Annotated in this window: 19 protein-coding genes; 13 read left to right on the top strand and 6 right to left on the bottom strand. The window is 66.2% G+C overall.

The window, feature by feature from the left end; genetic code table 11:
- Nucleotides 1-7: 7 nt before the first annotated feature.
- Complete coding sequence (locus QX108_RS26770; protein ID WP_315718843.1) at nt 8-775, bottom strand: SOS response-associated peptidase; 768 nt, start codon at nt 773-775, stop codon at nt 8-10.
- Between the two features lie 86 nt (nt 776-861).
- On the opposite strand from QX108_RS26770, the gene QX108_RS26765 reads away from it, so the two are divergent.
- From QX108_RS26765 to QX108_RS26750, 4 genes are all read left to right on the top strand, one after another.
- Nucleotides 862-1,392, top strand: coding sequence for a hypothetical protein (locus QX108_RS26765; RefSeq protein ID WP_172110776.1), 531 nt, complete (start codon nt 862-864; stop codon nt 1,390-1,392).
- A gap of 66 nt (nt 1,393-1,458) precedes the next feature.
- A complete protein-coding gene (locus QX108_RS26760) occupies nt 1,459-1,890 on the top strand; it encodes an NUDIX hydrolase (protein WP_315718842.1) in 432 nt (143 codons plus the stop codon).
- Nucleotides 1,891-1,921: 31 nt separating this feature from the next.
- Entirely contained in the window at nt 1,922-2,317 is a 396-nt protein-coding gene (locus tag QX108_RS26755) for a TIGR02301 family protein (protein WP_315718841.1), read from the top strand.
- A gap of 150 nt (nt 2,318-2,467) precedes the next feature.
- Nucleotides 2,468-2,734: a hypothetical protein gene (locus QX108_RS26750; RefSeq protein WP_172133373.1), complete on the top strand. Its 267-nt coding sequence runs from the start codon at nt 2,468-2,470 to the stop codon at nt 2,732-2,734.
- A gap of 1,237 nt (nt 2,735-3,971) precedes the next feature.
- On the opposite strand, the gene QX108_RS26745 is transcribed toward QX108_RS26750, so the two are convergent.
- Both QX108_RS26745 and QX108_RS26740 read right to left on the bottom strand, forming a co-directional pair.
- Complete coding sequence (locus tag QX108_RS26745) at nt 3,972-5,486, bottom strand: ABC transporter substrate-binding protein (protein ID WP_315786016.1); 1,515 nt, start codon at nt 5,484-5,486, stop codon at nt 3,972-3,974.
- Between the two features lie 158 nt (nt 5,487-5,644).
- On the bottom strand, nt 5,645-7,348 hold the full coding sequence (locus QX108_RS26740; RefSeq protein ID WP_315718840.1) for a methyl-accepting chemotaxis protein: 1,704 nt from the start codon (nt 7,346-7,348) through the stop codon (nt 5,645-5,647).
- 442 nt (nt 7,349-7,790) lie between these two features.
- Here QX108_RS26740 and QX108_RS26735 point away from each other — a divergent pair, with 442 nt between their 5' ends.
- Complete coding sequence (locus QX108_RS26735) at nt 7,791-8,117, top strand: hypothetical protein (RefSeq protein WP_315785813.1); 327 nt, start codon at nt 7,791-7,793, stop codon at nt 8,115-8,117.
- Between the two features lie 20 nt (nt 8,118-8,137).
- Nucleotides 8,138-8,662: a protein phosphatase CheZ gene (locus QX108_RS26730; RefSeq protein WP_172133376.1), complete on the top strand. Its 525-nt coding sequence runs from the start codon at nt 8,138-8,140 to the stop codon at nt 8,660-8,662.
- A gap of 292 nt (nt 8,663-8,954) precedes the next feature.
- Here QX108_RS26730 and QX108_RS26725 read toward each other — a convergent pair whose 3' ends face one another.
- Nucleotides 8,955-10,289, bottom strand: a complete 1,335-nt coding sequence (locus tag QX108_RS26725) for a dihydroorotase (RefSeq protein ID WP_315786013.1) — start codon at nt 10,287-10,289, stop codon at nt 8,955-8,957.
- Between the two features lie 198 nt (nt 10,290-10,487).
- On the opposite strand from QX108_RS26725, the gene QX108_RS26720 reads away from it, so the two are divergent.
- The 7 genes from QX108_RS26720 (at nt 10,488) to QX108_RS26690 (ending at nt 16,743) form a co-directional block, all read left to right on the top strand.
- A complete protein-coding gene (locus QX108_RS26720) occupies nt 10,488-11,372 on the top strand; it encodes a folate-binding protein (RefSeq protein WP_315785812.1) in 885 nt (294 codons plus the stop codon).
- A gap of 10 nt (nt 11,373-11,382) precedes the next feature.
- Nucleotides 11,383-12,012 carry a DNA-3-methyladenine glycosylase I gene (locus tag QX108_RS26715; protein WP_315718837.1) on the top strand — a complete coding sequence of 210 codons (630 nt, stop codon included), beginning with the start codon at nt 11,383-11,385 and terminating at the stop codon, nt 12,010-12,012.
- Entirely contained in the window at nt 12,009-12,626 is a 618-nt protein-coding gene (locus tag QX108_RS26710) for an HD family hydrolase (protein WP_315718836.1), read from the top strand. The genes QX108_RS26715 and QX108_RS26710 overlap by 4 nt, the downstream gene beginning before the upstream one ends.
- Before the next feature lies 1 nt (nt 12,627).
- Nucleotides 12,628-12,867 (top strand): hypothetical protein, encoded by a 240-nt coding sequence (locus QX108_RS26705; RefSeq protein ID WP_315718835.1) that lies wholly within the window; start codon nt 12,628-12,630, stop codon nt 12,865-12,867.
- Complete coding sequence (locus QX108_RS26700) at nt 12,864-13,088, top strand: hypothetical protein (RefSeq protein ID WP_315718834.1); 225 nt, start codon at nt 12,864-12,866, stop codon at nt 13,086-13,088. Before QX108_RS26705 ends, QX108_RS26700 begins: the two co-directional genes overlap by 4 nt.
- 120 nt (nt 13,089-13,208) lie before the next feature.
- Nucleotides 13,209-13,715 carry a tyrosine phosphatase family protein gene (locus QX108_RS26695; protein ID WP_172110789.1) on the top strand — a complete coding sequence of 169 codons (507 nt, stop codon included), beginning with the start codon at nt 13,209-13,211 and terminating at the stop codon, nt 13,713-13,715.
- A gap of 349 nt (nt 13,716-14,064) precedes the next feature.
- Nucleotides 14,065-16,743, top strand: a complete 2,679-nt coding sequence (locus QX108_RS26690) for a DUF2339 domain-containing protein (RefSeq protein ID WP_315785808.1) — start codon at nt 14,065-14,067, stop codon at nt 16,741-16,743.
- A 3-nt stretch (nt 16,744-16,746) separates the two neighbouring features.
- Here QX108_RS26690 and QX108_RS26685 read toward each other — a convergent pair whose 3' ends face one another.
- Both QX108_RS26685 and QX108_RS26680 read right to left on the bottom strand, forming a co-directional pair.
- Complete coding sequence (locus QX108_RS26685) at nt 16,747-18,432, bottom strand: methyl-accepting chemotaxis protein (RefSeq protein ID WP_315785806.1); 1,686 nt, start codon at nt 18,430-18,432, stop codon at nt 16,747-16,749.
- A 199-nt stretch (nt 18,433-18,631) separates the two neighbouring features.
- Nucleotides 18,632-20,320 carry a methyl-accepting chemotaxis protein gene (locus QX108_RS26680; RefSeq protein WP_315785805.1) on the bottom strand — a complete coding sequence of 563 codons (1,689 nt, stop codon included), beginning with the start codon at nt 20,318-20,320 and terminating at the stop codon, nt 18,632-18,634.
- Nucleotides 20,321-20,797: the final 477 nt, after the last annotated feature.

The raw sequence follows: 20,797 nt of genomic DNA, 5'->3' as shown, positions 1-20,797 counted from the left end.
TACCGCCTCAAAACAAGCTCCCCTGCCCGTCATCGACCGAAGTCGAAGCTTTGCGGGATGCAACTTTCTTGGCCGGCTTGCGCTGCGCGTCCTCCGCGGCACGCATCTCCTCGGTCATCGGCAGCAGCAATTGCTCATCGTCATTGGCCACCGTATTGACGCGCGTCGACACCTCGTACCAGGCGAACTCGCCCTCTTCGGGCCCCACCAGCAGGTGCATCACCTCGTCGGCATCATCGCTGCGGCAGTCGAGCCAGAGCGAGAAATCATCGGGCCTGATCGTCACCGGAACGCGGTGATGCAGCGTCGCGAGATCGCCGCTCGCAGCCGCGGTGAGAAGCGCGACCGTATCGACCTCCTCGCCGTTCGGTCCCATCCAGGTCTCCGCGAGGGCTGCGAAACCGAGCGGCGCGCGATCGCTGCGATGGATGAAGAACGGCCGCTTGCGGCCGTCGATCACCTGCCATTCGTAATACCCATCAGCGGGCACAAGCACGCGGCGACGCCGGATCGCATTCTTGAACGCAGGCTTCTCGCGTACGGTCTCCGAACGTGCATTGATCAGCAGCGTAAAATTGCGGGGATCCTTCACCCATGCGGGCATGAAGCCCCAGCGCATCAAGCGAAAATGCCTGATCTCTCGATCCAGAAAAATTACGGGGATCGGCTGCGTCGGTGCAATATTGTGGCGCGGCGGAAAGTTCGGCTGCTCCTCATAGCCGAAGATCTGCCTGAGAGCCGCAGGTGGTGAAGTGATCACGAAGCGTCCACACATAATCTCACTCAAATCGTCGTGTGTTCAGCACCTTTTAACTTGGGTTGCCAACACTGCAGCGGATGACCGCAGCGGCGACCCATTCCGTGCCTTCCGATCGCACGACCCAACGACCGGCTGGCAGCGCTATTGATCCGGCGCGCGCCGCGATCCTGCGCGCCGCCAACATCAACCCGCGCACCGGACTCGCCACCGACTATCTGAATCATTTCAACGAGGCAGTCATGCTGCTCGAAATGATTCCCGACATTCCGGAATGCGCCGAGGACTTCCTGGCATGGTCGCCGCTGACCTATCCAGAACATTTCACGCACACCAATTTCAAGGCCCGCGATCTCGTCATCGAGGCCTATGAGCAGGCCGAGCCGGCGATTCGCGACCGCTTCGATCATCTGACCAAGACCATGACCGACATCCTGCTGGCGGTCGGCACCGCGATGCGCGAGGCCAAGCAGGACGCCACCAAGGCCAAGCTCGCCGAGCAGGCCGCCGGCTGGGTCAAGCCGCTGGTCTCGCAGGCCGGCGGCATCATCAACGGCGACATCGAGTTCGATCCGGAACCGGTGTCGGAAGTCGATGAGGTCGATGCCGTCGACGCCATCATGGCGAGCTATTGAGTTGCGACGTACTGCCAGCGCGGCGGTCTTCACGGTAGAGTGCAGACCCCTGCTGGAGCCACCCGCATGACGACCGAAACTCCGCCCCGTCATCCCCAACTCGCCGTCAGCGCCGCCATCTTTCGCGACGGCAAGATCCTGCTGGTGCGCCGCGCCCGCGCGCCGGCCAAGGGCGTCTACACTCTGCCCGGCGGACGGGTCGAGTTCGGCGAGGACCTGCACGCCGCGGTCGCGCGCGAAGTCATGGAGGAGACCGGGTTGTCGATCGCCGTCCTCGGCCTTGCCGGCTGGCGCGAGGTGCTGCCGGCCAGCAGCGGCGGCAAAGGCGGCGGCGGCCACTACGTGATCCTCCCCTTCGCCGCGCGCTGGCAGGCGGGCGAGGCCCGCCTGAACGAGGAGCTCGACGACGCCCAGTGGCGCGTTCCCGAAGCGCTCGACGGCCTCACTCTGACCGACGGCCTGCCGGACATCATCGCCGCCGCGCGGGCCCTGGTGTAGCCGCCTTGCGCCCGCCGCTCAGCAAAGGCATATGACGTCCGTGCATATCACCCCCACCCGCCTCCTGGCCGTCCTCATGCTCGTGCTGGCCTGTGCCGCCGCCCCCGCGCGGGCCCAGGACGCGGCTGCGCCGTTCGATGGCGACCTGCAGCGTCTCGCCGAGATCCTTGGCACACTGCATTACCTCCGCGGCATCTGCGGCAGCAACGAGGGCGCCAAATGGCGCAACCAGATGCAGGCGCTGATCGATGCCGAGACGCCCTCGGGCGAGCGCCGCGCCCGCATGATCGCCGGCTTCAACCGCGGCTATAACGGCTTCCAGCAGACCTACCGGACCTGCACGCCGGCCGCGATGGTGGCGATCCGCCGCTACATCGACGAGGGCTCCAAGATCTCGCGCGACCTCACGGCGCGCTACGCCAATTGAGGCGGCGAGTTATCCCCGATTGCGTTAACCTTGTTAACCTTTCCTAAAGAACTGGCCTAGGCGTCCGCGCCCTGCGTGGTAAACCTCACTCGTCCGGCGCGCCCGCGTTCGGATTTCCTTGCGCCGCGGCGCCCCGCCAGACTGAATTCAATGAGCTTCCCCGTTACATTCAGCGCCCTCCCCGACGTCCTGCCTGACCATGAGCAGAAGCAGGCCGCGCTCAGCTATCTCAACGAAGCCTGGGCGGAAGCGCGCCATGACGGCGTCGATGGCGACTGCCTGGCCCAGGCCAGCCTGTTCGCCGCGCTCGCCGAGCTCGTGACGACCTATGGCGAGGACGCGGTCGCGACCTTCGTCGAGGGTTTTCCCGAGCGCATCCGCAACGGCGAATTCTCGCTGTCGCGCGTGACGCAGTAGGCCGTTCGCCTCGGCTGTAGGTGGGCAAAGGCGCGCCCGCCTCGCCGGCGGATCATGCCGCGCTGTAGCCCGCGCCGTTCCCACCATCACGCTCCGAGTTCGCCTCACGACTCACGCCACAACCCACGTCGTCATGCCCGCGAAAGCGGGCATCCAGTACGCCGTGACCTCTCGGTTGATCACGATAGGCGGTGAGTCCTGGATCCCCGCCTTCGCGGGGACGACAGCAGTGGACGCGGCGGCATCACGGCCCCGCAGCCGCGCAACGTCAGCAGCGTGAGCAGACGCCTTCTTCACGTCTTCAAACAACACAGGACACGATTCATCGTCCTCGCGGCGCCGATTGCGTCCGAGCGATGACTGACATTCGCCCCTCGCAATAATCGAGGGCGCAGGGAAGGCTGGGCGTCGGCTGACGCCCATGGCCCCCGTGCGAACAAAAAGCACGGGGCAGGAACCACAGGTGCAGCCGGATGAGCCCAGCCTCCCCTGCGCGATGGTTTTAACGCTTACTCCGTGCTCTCCCTGGGGACCGGCTGTCTTGCCCCCATCATCAACGCCGACGCTCTCGCATCACCCGTCGACTTGACCTCGGCATCGGGAGGTCAGGACCACACGGCTTGACGTCCGCATCGCGATTGTTCGTCCGCGCGAGCCAAAGCCACGCTGCAACCGGACACGTCCACCGCCTCCCCGCCTCGCGTCTCGTGACGACCGCGCGTACGCCCCTCTCGTTGAGGCGGGATGGGTGGAGGAGTGACATGAATTCTGAAAAAGAGAAAGAAGAATCTGCGGGCCGGGCGGGACGGCCTGTGCAATCACATTGATGTCACGCAGAAAATGAATTTTCCGGCGCATGTCATTCTGGACCCCTGCGAGGGCCATGAGCGACCGACCAATGGACAAGTCGCACAACTGATTTGCCCGACGAGCAGTCCCGGGACTCCTCGTGCCTGAAAACGTCGGCCGAGCACGACGCAGAAGCTTCATGCGAGATCGCGTCGGATCGCCTGCGCCTCGGATGACAGCGGACCGCAAGCTTCGCGCCGTTGCGAGCGAAGCGAGGCAATCCAGGGCTGAGCAAGAACTCTGGATTGCCCCCGCCTTTCGCTCCTACCCGCCGCGGCGGACACTGCGCTGGTAACGACGGTGCCGACGACGTGCAGCGCGCGCTCGCGGCCGCATCGGCTCCATCAACCGGAGCGCTGCGCCCGGTGACGGACTCGCGGACGAGCCGTCATTCCAGCTCGATCGCCTGATAGGAGCCGGACTCGTCGAGCGCGGTTCCCCAGATCTTGTGGGAGGCCTGGTGTTCGGCAGGGCTGAAATTCAGCGGCGCTCCCAGTCCGAGATCGATGTTGCGCATCGACTCGAGCGTGTCGATCAACCGCTCGGTGTCGACCTGCGGACCGGCAGCTTTCAGGGCTTGAACCAGGATGCTCGCCCCGATGTATCCTTCGAGCGAGGTGTAGTCCGCGGGCTCGCCGGGAAAATACCTCGCCAGCGCCCCCTTGTACTCCAGCACCAGGCTCGAATAGCCCGCCACCGCGGGAACGGCCTGCGTCACGACAACGCCCGCCGCATATCGCGGCCCGAGCAGCATGAGTTCGTTCGCAAGCGCCGAGGCGCCGACCGCCGACACGTTGGCGAAGATGACGCCAGGAAGCGCGTCGTGCGCCTTCTCGATGAACTTTGCAGCCGCACGCGAGGTCGCGACCATGATGACGGCGCGGACGGGCGCCTTCTCAGCCTTGAGCTGGTTGATCGCGGGCGCGACATCCACGGTGTTTCGCACATAGTTTGCGCGCACGATCGCAGCATCGTTCAGACCGAGGGCGCGGAAGGCCTTCGCCACGCCGGCGAACCCGGCATCACCGAAGGAATCGTCCTGCGCGAACAGCGCAATCTGACGCGGTGGGATCCGCCGCAGCTTCACGAGGTAACGCACCAGCGCGTCGGCTTCTTCCGAATAGCTCGGGCGATAGTTGAAGACGTAGCGGTCCGGAGGGTCGTGACGCGCGACGTTCGCTCCCGTGTAGGGGCTGAAGAACAACACTCGCCGCTCCAGTGAAAAGGGAATTGCGACGGCGGCCGTGGCGGTCCCGAAATTGCCGATGAAGCCGAACACCTGGTCCTTCTCGTAGAGCTGCCTGACGGCGTTGAGCGTGCGGTTCGGATCATAGCCGTCATCGGCGACGATGAGCTTGAGCGCACGTCCGTGAATGCCGCCGGCATCGTTGCTGCGGTTGAAGGCCGCTTCCATGCCGAGCTTGAGCAACCGGCCGGTTTCCTTGTTCGCTCCCGACAGCGGCAACACACTGCCGAACGTGATCTCGCGGTCCGTGACGCCGCGGACCGGAGGAGCAAGGATCGCGCCTGTCGCAGCAATGGGGAGCGGCGCCGGCGGCGAGGCCAGCGGCGGACCGGCGGCCACCGCCGGCTCGCCGATCGACCGCTCGATGTTTCCAAGCTGGAGCTCGGCACGTCGGCAGTCCTGCCGCCCGGCCGCAACCGCCGCGCGTCCGTCCGCGACGTGGCGATCGAACTGCCGGACGAGCTCGCTGCGATCGCTGTCGCTGTTCGATGCCTCCCGAATGACGGCCTGGAACCTGCCGACGATGCTCTGGATGCGGGGCCGCGGGATATCGCCACAGGCCATCGCCGCCCCGACGACGGGACCGATCCGGCTGCTGAGGTCACGCACCACGTTGAGATTGTCGCCGGCCCCGGCATGGATTGTGGTCCCGACCATGACGGCGAGAACGATCGCCGAATGACGGACCAACGACGTCGACACGCTCACTGCCAAGTCGAGCGGTTGGAAGTCTCGGAAGCTCACCATGTTTGAATTCATACTCGTTGAGATCTGTTGGACTGGCATTTCATTCGACCGGCGAACCGGCATGTCCGTCAGGCCGCTCGCACCGACTGCAGAAAACGACCGACTTCACGCTTGAGCCGATTGCTGTCTGTCGATAGCCCCTGGGCCGCCTCCAGCACCTGGGTGGAGGCCGAGCCGGTCTCGGTGGCGCCGCGCTGGACGTCGGTGATGTTGACGGAGACCTGCTGGGTCCCGTGCGCGGCCTGCTGGACGTTGCGCGAGATCTCCTTGGTGGCGGCGTTCTGCTCCTCCACCGCAGCCGCGATGGTGGACGACACCTCCGACAAGCGCTCGATGCTTCCGGAGATCAGTCGGATTGCAGCGACCGATTCCTGCGTCGCGGTCTGGATGCCGGCCACCTGCTGGCCGATCTCGTCAGTCGCCTTCGCCGTCTGCTCGGCGAGCGCCTTCACTTCGGCCGCGACAACCGCGAAACCGCGGCCCGCATCGCCCGCGCGTGCCGCCTCGATCGTGGCATTGAGCGCGAGCAGATTGGTCTGCCCGGCGATGCTGTTGATCAACTCGACCACGTCGCCGATCCGGCTCGCCGCGCGCGACAGTTCGCTCACCCGCTCGTTGGTGCGCTTCGCCTGCTCGACGGCCTCGTTGGCCATCCGTGCCGACTCGTGCACTTGACGGCCGATCTCGGTCACCGAGGAGGTCATCTCCTCGGTCGCGGAGGCAACCGACTGCACGTTGGTCGACGCTTCCTCGGAGGCCGCCGCGACTGCCGTCGCGAGCTCGCCGGCGCGCACCGCCGTCTTGCTCAGTGTGTCAGCCGAAACCTCGAGCTTCGCCGAAGCGGAGGAAACCGTCTCGATGATCTCGCCGACGGCACCTTCGAAATCATCGGCCATCTTCTGCGTGTCCGCCTTGCGCCGCGCCAGGGCGCGCTGCTCGGCGTCCTTCTGCTCGATTTCAAGGGCTTGCCGCGCAACCGCGTTGCTCTTGAACACTTCGACGGCGCCGGCCATTTCGCCGATCTCGTCGCGACGCCCGATCCCGGGCACCTCGACGTCGAGGCGCCCACCGGCCAGGCTCTTCATCGCCGCCGTCATGCGGTTCAGCGGATGGGTGATCCCGCGTGCGACCAGTGTCGATACGATCAGCGAAACCAGGAGCACGAGTCCGGATGCCATCAGCGACTGCCGGGTGGAGGCCCAGGTCTGCGCCTGCAGGTCGTCGATGTAGACGCCGGTGCCGAGAAACCAATTCCACGGTGCGAAGCCGACGACATGAGTCAGCTTCGGCTGCGGCTTCTCCGAGCCCGGCTTCGGCCATTCGTAATCGACGAAGCCATGACCGTGCCTGCGAACGACATCGACCATCTCGAGGAAGAGTTTCTTGCCGCCGGCGTCCTTCATGTCGGACACGTCCTCGCCGACCAGCTTGGTCGAGATCGGATGCATCAGCATCCGCGCAGACATGTCGGCGACGAAGAAATATTCGGTGCCGCCGTAGCGAAGTTGCGACGTACGCTCCAATGCCCGCTTCTGCGCGTCGGCAACGGAGACCGTGCCCTTCTGGGCGGCCGCATGCTCCTCGGCGAGAATGCCGAGCGCGAGCTCGGTGAGATGCTGAAGCTCCAGCTGCTTCTGTTGCTTGAGACTGGTGGCGAGCTCGCCGGAATTGAAGGCCGCTATGCCGACAAGACCAAGGAAGCTCAGGCCGATCAACGCATAGATCTTGACGCCGATCGTGAGCTTTGGGCGGAACGGGAGTGCAAACGACATGACAGTCTCCACGGGCGCGAGGATGGTCGCTTCGGGCGCACGGGGACGTTCATGTCGAAGGGCCTAGGCGGCCCTCCGCACACGCGACAATGACCCCACGGCGCTTGTGTGAAGAGCGTAGGGAACCGACTACTAATTTTCTTTAATGCACTGACCGTAGAACTACGCACGAATGCATCCGACGGCGATGATCGCGCGTCAGATCGGTAATCCACTCTGGCCAACGCCATGCGGCATATTGTCTCAATTGCTTGCGAGCAGGAGAAGGAAACGCCGTTTGCCCGTGGAGTTCAGCCTGCACCAGTCGCTAGCAGACGGACCATAGGGGCAGAATGTTAACATACGATATACACGAGCAGGGCTGATTTTAGCAGTTCGCACTCTGGCTTCCATCGCCCTTCGGCCGACCTTGATTAGATCGTCACCTCTGTCCTTGTCGGTGATGGTTTCGCTGCTCGGCGTCGTTGCCGGCAGCGACGCGGCCGTTCGGGCGATGCTGAAGATGCGCGACGGCACCGCGGTCGTCGCGTCAGAAAACCTTCACCATTTGAAGGCCTTTGGCGTGAATGAACATGCGCCCTTAACGAAGACGGGCAAAAATAGGCAGCTAGTCTTCACCTACCTGCCCGCAGTGCCGGTTCGAACTTACGCGAAATCTCGATCGCCGCGTCGCGAGCCGGTCACCGCCGAACTGAATCCGGAATGCCTTCACAGAAGAGCAGGCCCGGGTTTGCAACTGCCGCGTGAAGAATTAGTAAGGAAACTTTAAGGAAACGTCGGGGATTTCTGATGATTGCGCCGGAAGAAGAGAGGTTGCTGAAAACCTACCTGGTCGAGATGTTCGGCCAGATTAGCAGCATGCGGCGCGAGCTCGCCGCTCTTCAAGGCGACGGCAAGGGCAGTTTCGCCTCGATGACCGACACCCTCGACGCGATCGTGGAAAATACGGAAGTCGCCGGCAACGCGATCCTCGAAAGCATGGAGGCGATCAGCGCCAGCGTCGGGAAGCTGCAGGGCGCCAAGGACCCGACGACAGTGGCGGTCTGCGACGAGATCGTCGACAGCACCAACAAGGTGTTCGAGGCTTGCGCCTTTCAGGACCTCACGGGGCAGCGGATCACGCGCGTGGTCAAGTCGCTGAAGTTCATGGAAGACCACATCAACAAGCTCGTCCGCATCTGGGGGAAAGAGGAGCTGGCGCGGGTCGCCGCCGAGCTGGCAGCTCCAAAGAGCACCACGCCGGACTTGCTGGAAGGCCCGAAGCGGCCGGGTGTGGCGATTTCCCAGGACGACATCGACAAGCTGTTCGGGTGAAGGGCGGCGGGGCGCGATACTCTCTGTCCCCAGCGCTGTCCGACACAGCGCCCTCGCCCCTTGTGGGAGAGGGCATCTCCGGCCCATCCGCCTGCTCGGTCAAGTGAGGGGTTTCTCACTGCACGTCGCGCTCGCGGAGACATACCCCTCACCCAACCGAGATTGCCGCTCTGTCCTACATGCCCTCCCCCACAAGGGGCGAGGGCGCAGTCACGAGCACTGCGGAAAGGGTGCGCAAGCCTCGTAGCCCGGATGCTTGCTCACAACAACCAAGCAAAAGCGCAGGAGCCCATTACGGCCGCAGCGTTTCCATGAAGCGCACCGGCTCGCCCGTCGCCGGCCTCAGCAACTCGCCCTGCCACATCACGCGCTGGCCGCGCACGTAGGTGCCGACCGGCCAGCCGGTGACGCGCACGCCGTCATAGGGCGTCCATCCGGCTTTGGAGGCGACCCATTCGTTGGTGATGGTCTCGCTGCGCTTGAGATCGACGATCGTCAGGTCGGCGTCATAGCCGGCGGCGATGCGGCCCTTGCGGGCGATGTTGTAGATGCGCGCCGGACCGGCGCTGGTGAGGTCGACGAAGCGTTGCAGCGACAGCCGGCCGGCATTGACGTGGTCGAGCATGATCGGCACCAAGGTCTGCACGCCGGTCATGCCGGACGGCGAGGCCGGATAGGTCTTGGCCTTCTCCTCGGCGGTGTGCGGCGCATGGTCGGAGCCGAGGATGTCGACGATGCCCTGGTGGACGCCCCACCAGATCACGTCGCGATGATCGACTGATCGCACCGGTGGGTTCATCTGCGCGTAGGTGCCGAGCCGCTCGTAGCACTCGGGCGCAGCCAAGGTGAGATGATGCGGCGTGGCCTCGACGGTGGCGACGTCCTTGTGGTCGCGCAGATACACGATCTCTTCCTTGGTCGAGATGTGCAGCACGTGGATGCGCTTGCCGGTCTCGTGCGCGAGATTGACGAGCCGCTGCGTCGCGCGCAGGGCCGCCTCCTCGTCGCGCCAGACCGGATGCGAGCGCGGATCGTTCTCGACGCGCAGGCTCTTGCGCTCGTTGAGGCGGTATTCGTCCTCGGCGTGGAACGCGGCGCGGCGGCGGATCACCTGGAAGATGCGGCGCAGACTGTCATCGTCCTCGACCAGCAGCGAGCCGGTGGAGGAGCCGACGAACACCTTGACGCCGGCGCAGCCCTCGGCGCGCTCCAGCACCGGCAGCTGCTCGACGTTCTCGCGGGTGCCGCCGATGAAGAAGGCGAAGTCGCAATGCATGCGATGGCGCCCGGCTTCGACCTTGGCGGTGAACGCCTCCTCGGTGACCGTCAGCGGATTGGTGTTGGGCATCTCGAACACGGCGGTGACGCCGCCCATCACGGCGCTGCGCGAGCCGGTTTCGAGATCCTCCTTGTGGGTCAGGCCGGGCTCGCGGAAATGCACCTGGGTGTCGATCACGCCGGGCAGCACATGCAGGCCCTTGCAGTCGACGATCTCGGCCGCCGAGGCCGCGCCGAGATCGCCGATCTCGACGATGCGTCCATTGGAGATGCCGACGTCGCGGACACCCTCGCCGTCCTGGTTGACCACGGTGCCGGATTTCAGAATGACGTCGAACCGCGCGCTCATGAAGCCCTCATAGGATTTCATTCTCCTGATCACCCCAAGACAGATCGATCATGCTGCGCGGTTGCCCATTTGCTGGCCCCTGAGGACGCTGACGTCTCGATCTTTAGAATGAAGCCACCGCGCAAGGGCGTTTCAGCCTTGTGGTTTATGCCAGCGCGGCTTACGTTTCAGTGCGGCCTGTCGCAAGAGGTTTTTCGAATGAAAGCGACGTTTCTCGACGACCGGGGCGTGGTCCAGGTCAGCGGCGACGATGCACGCAAGTTCCTCAACGGTCTCTTCACCACGGATGTCGGCAAGCTCACACCGGGGGACGCCCGGTTCGGTGCGCTGCTGACGCCGCAGGGCAAGATCATCATCGACTTCCTGGTCACCCAGGTGCCGGCGAGCGAAGACGGCGAACGCTTCCTGCTCGACTGTCCGCGCGCGCTGGCGCAGGCGCTCACCGACAAGCTCAACGTCTACAAGCTCAGGGCCAAGGTTGCGGTCAGCAATCTCTCCGCAGAGCTCGGCGTGATCGCGGTCTGGGATGGCGCTGTCGGCACGATGCCGGAGCAGAGCTTCACCGATCCGCGTCACGAGCGTCTCGGCGCGCGCGTCATTGCGCCGCAGGATGCGCTCGCTGACATCGCGGCCAGGCTCGGGGCCGAGATCGTCGGCGCGGACGCCTACGAGGCGCATCGCATCGAGTGCAGCGTGCCGCGGGGCGGGCTCGACTTCATGTATGGCGATGCCTTCCCGCACGAGACCAACATGGACCGGCTGCACGGTGTCGACATCGGCAAGGGCTGCTATGTCGGCCAGGAGGTCGTGAGCCGCATGCACCATCGCGGCACCACGCGCACGCGCACCGCGCAGGTCCTGCTCGACGGACCGAGCCCCGAACCGGGCACGCCGATCACGGCCGGCGACAAGAGCGTGGGCACCATGGGCTCGGCCGCACGGCAGAAGGGCATGGCGCTGCTGCGGATCGACCGCGCCGCCGAGGCGATGGAAGCAGGCACGCCTCTGACGGCGGGCGGGCTCACTTTGCGCATCGCCGATCCGGACGCGCTGCAAGGCGCGCCGAAGCAGACGGTGGCCTGAGCCTGTCAGCATGAGCCGCGCCGCTGTCGTCCATTCCGATGGCCTGACGCGCTGCCCCTGGCCGGGCAGCGATCCGCTGTATGTCGCCTATCACGACACCGAGTGGGGCGTGCCGGAATATGACGACCGCGCTCTCTACGAGAAGCTGATCCTCGACGGCTTCCAGGCCGGGCTGTCGTGGATCACGATCCTGCGCAAGCGCGACAATTTCCGCCGCGCCTTCGATGACTTCCAGCCGGAGAAGATCGCCCGCTATGGCGACAAGAAGATCCACGCGCTGATGAACGATGCCGGCATCGTCCGCAACCGCGCCAAGATCGAGGGCACCATCCTGAGCGCGAAATCCTGGCTGAAGATCCAGGAGGGGAGCGACGGCTTTTCGAAGCTGCTGTGGAACTTCATGGACGGCAAGCCCAAGGTCAATGCGTTCAAGACCACCGCGAGCGTGCCGGCCTCGACGCCGCTGTCGATCAAGATATCCAAGGAGCTCGCTTCGCGCGGCTTCAAGTTCGTCGGCCCCACCATCGTCTACGCATTCATGCAGGCGACGGGGATGGTCAACGACCATCTCGTCACCTGCTTCTGCCACGAGACCTGTAGCGGCCAGCGCCGCGCCCCGCGCCTCAAACCTCCCAAATGACGACTGAGAAGTCCCCGAGCGGGCACGACCGCGTCTGGCAGCGCATGCTGTCCGGCCGGCGGCTCAACCTGATCGATCCCTCGCCGCTCGACGTCGAGATCGCCGACATCGCCCATGGGCTGGCGCGCGTGGCGCGCTGGAACGGCCAGACGTCCGGCGCGCACATCTTCTCGGTCGCGCAGCACACGCTGCTGGTGGAGACGGTGATGCGCGCGAAGAAGCCCAACATCGATGCCAAGCTGCGGCTGGCGGCGCTGCTGCACGACGCGCCTGAATACGTCATCGGCGACATGATCTCGCCGTTCAAGGCGGTGCTCGGCGGCAGCTACAAGAGCGTCGAGAAGCGGCTGCTGGGCGCCATCCACATCCGCTTCGGCCTGCCGGCGGAGATTGCCCCCGAGATCGAGCGCCAGATCAAGGCGGCCGACCGCGGCTCCGCCTATCTGGAGGCGACCCGGCTCGCGGGCTTCTCCGAGAGCGAGGCGAAGAAGCTGTTCGGCCGCGACCCCGGCCTGCCCGAGGCCACCGTGACGGAGTATCTGACGCCGTGGAGCGCGGCCAAGGCGGAAAAGCGGTTCCTGACCCGCTTCAACCTGGTGCTGGGGTCGTGCTGAGATGCCGCTGACACCCGACGAGCGCCGCAACGAGCGGCTGAAGCTGGCGGCCAACTGGATGAACACGCTGGCCACCGCGATCGTCACGGCCGGGACGTTCGTGCCCCTGGCCCAGTTCGTCTACGGCGTGCTGCCGCCCGGGACGCCGGCCGGCCTGATTTATGGTTCGGGCGTGGTTTGCATTGTCACCGGAGTGGTCCTACATTTGCTGGGTCAGTGGATCCTGGGAGGTCTTCGATGACCACGCACCAGCTCGTCGCCCTGAGCTTTCCGCTCCTGACCGCCCTGGCCGTCGCCGTGGTGGCCCTGTTCGTGCGCCGCCCCTGGACCGAAAAGCCGGTCGAGGTCGGCTTGCAGAGCCGCGAGCGCGTGCTCGAGCACGTCGAGCGCCTCAATGCCGAGATCGAGGTCAAGGCCCATCTGGTCCGTCAGGAGCTGCGGCACCTCAAGAACACGCGCTGACGACTGCTCGCCCACGCATGCGTAGGAGCGGGACATATGCGCCCGCCCGACAGCTGACATCCGAAACCCGCTTTTGCCCTTGTGCCGCCGTTCGTATAATCGGGCGTCCAAAGGCTCATCATGATCCACGTCTGCTCACTCGCCGCTTTGCCCGACACCGTGCGCCTGACCGGCGCCAGCCACGTGCTGACCATCATGGCCAATGTCGAGCAGGTGCAGCGGCCCGAGAGCATCCGCCCCGAGAACCATCTGCGGGTCTCGGTCGACGACATCACCGAGCAGCTCCCCGGCTTCATGGCGCCGAGCGACGACCACGTCACCCAGGTGCTGGAGTTCGTGCGCGGCTGGGATCGCGCGGCGCCGCTGGTGATCCACTGCTATGCCGGCATCAGCCGCTCCACGGCGAGCGCGTTTGCGGCTGCCTGCGCGCTCAACCCGCATCGCGACGAGCTCGACATCGCCTGGGCGATCCGGCAGGCCTCGCCGATCGCCTCGCCCAACCGCCTGATCGTCAGCCTTGCCGACCGCGCGCTGGGCCGGCAGGGCCGCATGGTGCGCGCGCTGGACGCGATCGGGCCCGGCGCGATGATGGTCGACAGCCAGCCGTTCCGGATCGATCTGGAGTGAGCCGCAGCCGTCTCAGCCCCGTCGTTCCGGGGCGCCGCGCCAGCGGCGAACCCGGAACCTCGAGCTGGTCGCGCTCGATGGACCGGCCGGACTCAAAGCTCTGGGTTCCGGGTTCGCGCTTCGCGCGCCCCGGAACGACGGTGCATCGAAAGGCGCGCGCCGAGTAGCAGCATACCGGCGCTGCTTGAACTTCCGCTCTGCCGTTTGACACTCAAGGAACTGCAGCCATCGTGACGGCACGCGCGTGCCGTCAGCCGATTCGCTGCGCCACCGCTCGGGGCCGGCTTGGCCCCTGCCCCCTTCCCATGACGCCGGCGGGCGCCATCGACCTCGAGGACTCCCAGGCGTGATGTTCGATTGGCCACTGGACTGGATTGCACTGCTGGTCGCGTTCGCGGCGCTCGCCTTCGCGCGCCGGACCTCCGACCGCTTGGCCGAGGTGCAGGCCCGGCTGGCCAAGCTCGAGGCGGCCCCCCCGACGGTCGTTGCACCCGTGGCCGCACCGCCGCTCAGCCCGCTCCAGGAGCCCGCCGCAACGCCGTCGATGCCGCCGCCCTTGCCGGAGGTCACCGAGGAGCCCGCCCTGCCGCCCGCAGCGCTCACGGCCGACGTGGCGGCCGATCAGCCGCCGCCCCCGCCGCCGCTGCCGCAGCCCGCGGCCGGCTTTGAGGAGACCATCGGCACCCGCTGGGTGGTGTGGATCGGCGGACTGACGCTCGCGCTCGGCGGTTTCTTCATGGTGCGCTACTCGATCGAGGCCGGCCTCGTCGGCCCCGAGGTGCGGGTGGCGCTCGGCGCGCTGTTCGCCGCCGCGCTGCTGGCGGCCGGCGAATGGACGCGGCGCAAGGAGAGCATCTCGCAGATATCGGCGCTGCCGATCGCCAACATTCCGGCAATCCTCACCGCGGCTGGCACCGCCGTCGCCTTCGCGACGATCTACGCTGCGTATGCGCTGTACGAGTTCCTGCCGCCTGCCATCGCCTTCGTCCTGCTCGGTGTCGTCGCGCTGGGCACGCTGGCTGCCGCGCTGCTGCACGGACCGGCGCTGGCCGGGCTCGGCCTCGTCGCCGCCTTCACCACGCCGGTGCTGGTCTCGACCGGGCAGCCGAACTACTGGGCGCTCTACATCTATCTCGCCATCGTCACCGCCGCCGCCTTCGCGCTGGCACGCGTGCGGCTGTGGCGCTGGCTGGCGATGACCACGATCGGGCTGTCGTTCCTGTGGACCCTGCCCGGGCTCGACGCGGGCATCGAGACGGTCGCGCCGCACGTCTTCCACGTCACCATCGGCTTCATCCTGACCGCGCTGATCGTCGTCTGCGGCTTCCTGTTCGGACCTGCGGCCGAGACTGACGAGGTCGAGCCGATCTCGTCGGTGGGGCTTGCCGTCTATCTGCTCGGCGCGATGCTGGTCGTGCTGGCGAGCTTCCACGACGGGCTGGCGCTGATCGGCTTCACCGTGCTGGTCGCCGCCACGCTCGCGGTCGCCTGGCGCGCGCCGAGCGCAACCGGCGCGGTCGCGGCGGCGGCGGGCACCGTGTTCCTGGTGTTCGCCGAATGGGCGCTGCGTGACAATCCGGACCTGCTGGTGCTGCCGGGCGGCGCGCTGCCCGGCATGGGACCGAACCCGCTCGGCGCATCGGTCACGTCGCATCTGGTGACGGCGGCGATCTTCGTGCTGGGCTTCGGCGGCGCCGGCTTCCTGGCGCAGGGACGCTCGGAGAATGCGGCCGTGCCGGTGGTGTGGTCGGCGGCCGGCGTGTTCACACCGATCGCATTGCTGGTCGCGCTCTATGCGCGCATCGCTCATCTCGACCGCTCGATCCCGTTCGCAATCCTCGCGGTGATCCTGGCGGCTGCGTTTGCCGTCGCCACCGAGGCGCTGACCCGACGCGAGGAACGGCCGGGGCTCTCCGCGGCGGTCGCGCTGTTCGCGACCGGAACGCTGGCCGCGCTGGCGCTGGCGCCGACCTTCGCGCTGGAGAAGGGCTGGCTGACGATCGCGCTGGCGCTGATGTCGCTCGGCACCGCCTGGATCTTCGAGACCCGGCCGATCCCGTTCCTGCGCAGCTTGGCGGCCATCTTCGCCGGATTGGTGGTGCTGCGCATCGGCTATGACCCGCGCATCGTCGGCGCCGATGTCGGCACCACGCCGATCTTCAACTGGCTGCTGTGGGGCTATGGCGTTCCGGCGGCCTCGTTCTGGGGCGCGAGCTACCTCATGCGGCGCCATGGCGACGACGCGCCGTTGCGCGCGGTCGAGGCGGCCGCGATCCTGTTCACGACGCTGCTTGCGTTCCTCGAGATCCGCCACGCCGTCAATGACGGCGACATGCTGGCGGTGCCGTCGCTCGCCGAGATCGGCCTCGACGTCTGCGTCGCGCTGGCACTCGCCATCGGCCTGGAGCGGCTGCGCGTGCGCAGCGGCAGCATCGTGCACGACATCAGCGCCGTGATCCTGACCGGCTTCGCCGGCGGCGCCACCGTGCTCGGGCTGCTGCTGTTCGAGAATCCGATGGTCTCGGACGTCGCGATCAAGGGCGGCCTGCTCAACATCCTGGTCCTGGCCTACGCCTTCCCGGCGGTGCTGATGCTGCTGTTGTCCTACGCAGTCGCGGGCCGCCGTCCGCCGGCCTATGGCAACACGCTGGCAGCCGGCGCGCTGATCCTGGCGTTGTCCTATGTCAGCCTGGAGATCCGCCGGATCTATCACGGCCCGAACCTGATGAGCGGCGTCACCAGCGCCGCCGAGCAGTACACCTACTCCATCGCATGGCTCGCCTTCGGCGTCGTGCTGCTCGGCATCGGCGTCGTCGTGTCGTCGCAGCGCGCCCGTCTTGCCTCCGCGATCGTCATCGCGCTGACGATCCTGAAGGCGTTCCTGGTCGACATGTCGGCGCTGACCGGCGTCTGGCGCGCGCTGTCCTTCATCGGCCTCGGGCTGGTGCTGGTCGCGATCGGCTGGCTGTACCAAAAGGTTCTGTTCCGGCGGCAGCAGCAGGCGCCGCCGGCTCAGCCGGCGGCGTGAGGATCACGCGGCCCTGACCGACTGCAGGAACGAGGCGACCTCGCGCTTGAGCCGGTCGCTGTCGGACGCCAGCGACTTGGCGGCGTCGAGAACGTGCGAGGACGCCGTGCCGGTTTCGGTCGCGCCGCGCTGCACGTCGACGACGTTCGACGACACCTGCTGCGTACCGTGCGCGGCCTGCTGGACGTTGCGCGAGATCTCCTGCGTCGCCGCGCCCTGCTCCTCCACTGCAGCCGCGATGGCCGAGGAGATTTCCGAGAGCCGCTCGATCGTGCCGGAAATGTCGCGGATGGCGCCGACGGACTCCTGCGTTGCCGCCTGAATGCCGGAGATCTGCTGGCCGATCTCGCCCGTCGCCTTCGACGTCTGCTCGGCCAACGCCTTCACCTCCGAAGCCACGACCGCGAAGCCGCGGCCGGCTTCGCCCGCGCGCGCCGCTTCGATGGTGGCGTTCAAGGCGAGCAGGTTGGTCTGGCCGGCGATCGAGTTGATCAGCTCGACGACGTCGCCGATGCGCGCGGCAGCCTTCGACAACTCGCCGACGCGGTCGTTGGTCTGGCGTGCCTGCGAGACGGCCTCCTGCGCCATGCGCGCCGATTCCTGCACCTGGCGGCTGATCTCGGTGATCGAGGACGACAGTTCCTCGGTGGCCGAGGCCACCGACTGCACGTTGGTGGAGGCTTCCTCGGAGGCCGCTGCGACCTGGGTCGAGATCTCCTGCGAGCGCGAGGCGGTCGAAGACAACGCGCCGGCGGAATGCTCGAGCTCGGTCGACGCCGACGACACCGTCTGTACGATCTCGCCGATCGTCGTTTCGAACTGGCGGGTGATGCTGTCGACGCGACGACCGCGCTCGATCTTGGCCTCGGCATCGGCAGCAGCGCGCGCGTCGGCCTCTTTCTTGGCGATCAGCGCCTCCTTGAAGACCTGCAGCGTGTCGGCCATGGCACCCATCTCGGTCGGCTCGCCGCGGTGCGGTACCTCGGCCGAGAGATCGCCCTCACCGAGCGCCTGCATCGGCTTGATGATCGAGGCGATGCCGGAGGAGACGTCGTGAACCAGATAGAAGCCGACACCGATGCCGGCAGCGACGGCGGCAATGATGATGGACGTCACGACCCAGAAGGTGGTGCTGTAGCCATCGGCGGCATCGCGCGTGGCCGCTTCCGCGCCCTTGTCGTTATAGTCGATCGCCTTGTTCAGAATTTCCTCTGACGCGGTCGCCGCCACGCCGGCGGGCTTGAACAGCGCATCGACATCGTCGGGCAGCTTGCCGATGCTCCTGCGCGAGACCTCCAGCACCTTGTCGACCTCGGCCAAGTACTTGTCCCAGGCGCGCGTCCAGGCCTCGTAGATGCCGCGCTCCTCGGCGGTCGAGATCAGCGGCTGGTAGGCCTTGATGTCCTTCTTCACCTTGTCCAGCGTGTCCGCCATGCGCTTGTCGTTGTTGGCCTTCGCCTCCGGCGTCAGCGCCATCACATGCGCTCGCAGCGTGAGCCGATAGACGTTGATGTCGGCGCGCAAAGCGCCCAGCGCGCGGACGCTCGGCAGCCAGTTGGTGGAGATGTCGACGGTGCGGGCATTGATGTCCCGCATGCTGCGCAGCGACAGCAAGCCCATGCCGGCCATGACCACCAGCATGAAGGCGATGACGGCGATGATCTTGAGGCGAATGGAAAGCCTGGACACGTCCTGATCCTCAGAGAGAAAGCGTCTCGCAACGTCGGTCGTGTCTGCGCGGCCACCGCACCATTGCGACGGCCGCCGCACCGCTGCGAAACGAAAAGGCGGCAAACTGCTGAGCTGCAGTTTGCCGCTTTCGCCGCAAAGTTCCGTTAATGCTGAACGTCGTACTAATACGGGTTCGCCTGGCGAACGCGGATCAGAACTAAGCTGCCCGCACCGATTGCAGGAAGGACGCCACCTCGCGCTTGAGACGGTCGCTGTCGGTCGCGAGCGATTGCGCCGCGGACAGAACATGCGCCGACGCCTGGCCCGTCTCCGACGCGCCGCGCTGCACGTCGACGACGTTCGACGACACCTCCTGTGTGCCCTGCGAAGCCTGCTGGACGTTGCGCGAGATCTCCTGCGTCGCCGCGCCCTGCTCCTCCACCGCGGCCGCGATCGCCGACGAGATTTCCGACAGCTTCTCGATGGTGGTGGAGATCGCCCGGATGGCGCCGACCGACTCCTGCGTCGCCGCCTGGATGCCCGAGACCTGCTGGCCGATCTCGTCCGTCGCCTTGGCGGTCTGCTCCGCGAGCGCCTTCACCTCGGAGGCGACGACCGCGAAGCCGCGGCCGGCCTCGCCGGCGCGGGCCGCCTCGATGGTTGCGTTCAGCGCCAGGAGGTTGGTCTGACCGGCGATCGTGTTGATCAGCTCGACGACGTCGCCGATGCGCGCCGCGGCCTTGCTCAGTTCGCTGACGCGATCGTTGGTCATGCGCGCCTGGTCCACGGCCTCGTTGGCCATGCGGGCCGATTCCTGCACCTGGCGGCTGATCTCGGTGATCGACGAGGACAGCTCCTCGGTGGCGGAGGCGACCGACTGCACGTTGGTGGAAGCTTCTTCCGAGGCGGCCGCGACCGCAGTCGAGATTTCCTGTGAACGGGTTGCGGTCGAGGACAGCGCGCCGGCTGAATGCTCGAGCTCGGTCGAGGCCGACGACACGGTCTGCACGATCTCGCCGATCGTCGCCTCGAACTGGCGGGTGATGTTGTCGACGCGGCGGCCGCGCTCGATCTTGGCTTCGGCATCGGCAGCGGCACGCTCGTCGGCGTCCTTCTTGGCGATCAGCGCTTCCTTGAACACCTGCAGCGTGTCGGCCATGGCGCCGATCTCGGTCGGCTCGCCGCGATGCGCGACCTCCGCGCCGAGATCGCCGTTGGCGAGCTCCTGCATCGGCTTGATGATCGAGGCGATGCCCGACGAGACGTTCTGCACCAGATAGAAGCCGACCGCGATGCCGCCGATGACGGCCGCGGCGATGATCGACACGACGAGCCAGATCGCACGCGAGAAACTCTCGGCCGCCTGGCGCGTCGCGTTTTCGGCACCCTTGTTGTTGAACTCGATGTCCTGGATGAAGTACTTGTCGGCGTCACGCGCGATCGCGGCGGCCGACTTCTCGAGCAGCTCGCTGGCCTCACGCGGCATCCGGCCGACGCTCTTGTTCGACTCCTCCATGACCTGCTTGACGGCGACGACGTACTTGTCCCAGGCCTGCACCCAGTTGGTGTAGATGGTCCGTTCCTCGGCTGAGCTGATCATCGGCTCATAGGCCTTGCGATCCTTGAGGATGGTGTCGAGGATGCCGTTCACCCGCTTCTCGCCGGCCTGCTTGGCTTCGGCGGTGTCCGCCATCACGTGGGCGCGCAGCGCGATGCGCAGCAGATTGATGTTGGCACGCAGCTCACCGATCGCACGCACGCTGGGGAGCCAGTTGTGAGCGATGTCGACCGTATTGGCATTGATCGACTGCATGCTGGTGACGGCGACCGCGCCAAGCCCGCACATGGCGACGAGCATGAATGCGATGACCGAGATGATCTTCTTACGAATCGACATTTTGGACACGATGACCCCAGCTGGCTGCGCGGTTCGCCACTCTCTTCAGCGTCACAGACAATCTGAATAGCCAGGTCTGCGCTACGCTGCGCGGCGTCGAGGTCGGAGAAACGGGAGACCTCCGAATTCTCGGACGTCTCACTTGGTTCCGACGGTGCCATTGGGCGGGAAACAGGCTTATCGGTAGTTAACAGGGAGCCCGTAAGACTACCGACAAACCATGTAAAATGCGCACCGTCGCGATGGCGCGGTGTCCTGAAACCGGCATGCATCGGCCGGCGTTCGCGAGGCATGGCACGGGATCACGGCGAGTGACACCTTGGGCTATCGCGCCAGCGGTTGTTTCAACTCCTGGTATGCCAGGACGCAGGTTAGAAGGAGGTTAATGCCACAACCTGAACTGGCATCGTCGCAATGACGGGAATACGCAGCCGGCCGCCGACAGTCCGAACGGAGGGCGGTCGGAAAACAGGGGCGCGCATGGGG

This window comes from Bradyrhizobium sp. SZCCHNR1002 (genome assembly GCF_032381435.1).
GTDB lineage: Bacteria > Pseudomonadota > Alphaproteobacteria > Rhizobiales > Xanthobacteraceae > Bradyrhizobium > Bradyrhizobium aeschynomenes.
Note: the sequence above shows the minus strand (reverse complement) of the source record. Positions and strands in the feature narration are given on the sequence as shown.

Bases quoted from the DNA above. Each gene is read 5' to 3' on its own strand.
- QX108_RS26760 (WP_315718842.1), top strand. From the start codon at position 1,459: ATGACGACCGAAACTCCGCCCCGTCATCCCCAACTCGCCGTCAGCGCC.
- QX108_RS26710 (WP_315718836.1), top strand. From the start codon at position 12,009: ATGACGACTGAGAAGTCCCCGAGCGGGCACGACCGCGTCTGGCAGCGC.
- QX108_RS26755 (WP_315718841.1), top strand. From the start codon at position 1,922: ATGACGTCCGTGCATATCACCCCCACCCGCCTCCTGGCCGTCCTCATG.
- QX108_RS26705 (WP_315718835.1), top strand. From the start codon at position 12,628: ATGCCGCTGACACCCGACGAGCGCCGCAACGAGCGGCTGAAGCTGGCG.
- QX108_RS26750 (WP_172133373.1), top strand. From the start codon at position 2,468: ATGAGCTTCCCCGTTACATTCAGCGCCCTCCCCGACGTCCTGCCTGAC.
- QX108_RS26730 (WP_172133376.1), top strand. From the start codon at position 8,138: ATGATTGCGCCGGAAGAAGAGAGGTTGCTGAAAACCTACCTGGTCGAG.
- QX108_RS26740 (WP_315718840.1), bottom strand. From the start codon at position 7,348: ATGTCGTTTGCACTCCCGTTCCGCCCAAAGCTCACGATCGGCGTCAAG.
- QX108_RS26695 (WP_172110789.1), top strand. From the start codon at position 13,209: ATGATCCACGTCTGCTCACTCGCCGCTTTGCCCGACACCGTGCGCCTG.
- QX108_RS26770 (WP_315718843.1), bottom strand. From the start codon at position 775: ATGTGTGGACGCTTCGTGATCACTTCACCACCTGCGGCTCTCAGGCAG.
- QX108_RS26715 (WP_315718837.1), top strand. From the start codon at position 11,383: ATGAGCCGCGCCGCTGTCGTCCATTCCGATGGCCTGACGCGCTGCCCC.
- QX108_RS26700 (WP_315718834.1), top strand. From the start codon at position 12,864: ATGACCACGCACCAGCTCGTCGCCCTGAGCTTTCCGCTCCTGACCGCC.
- QX108_RS26690 (WP_315785808.1), top strand. From the start codon at position 14,065: ATGTTCGATTGGCCACTGGACTGGATTGCACTGCTGGTCGCGTTCGCG.
- QX108_RS26735 (WP_315785813.1), top strand. From the start codon at position 7,791: ATGGTTTCGCTGCTCGGCGTCGTTGCCGGCAGCGACGCGGCCGTTCGG.
- QX108_RS26745 (WP_315786016.1), bottom strand. From the start codon at position 5,486: ATGGTCGGGACCACAATCCATGCCGGGGCCGGCGACAATCTCAACGTG.
- QX108_RS26725 (WP_315786013.1), bottom strand. From the start codon at position 10,289: ATGAGCGCGCGGTTCGACGTCATTCTGAAATCCGGCACCGTGGTCAAC.
- QX108_RS26720 (WP_315785812.1), top strand. From the start codon at position 10,488: ATGAAAGCGACGTTTCTCGACGACCGGGGCGTGGTCCAGGTCAGCGGC.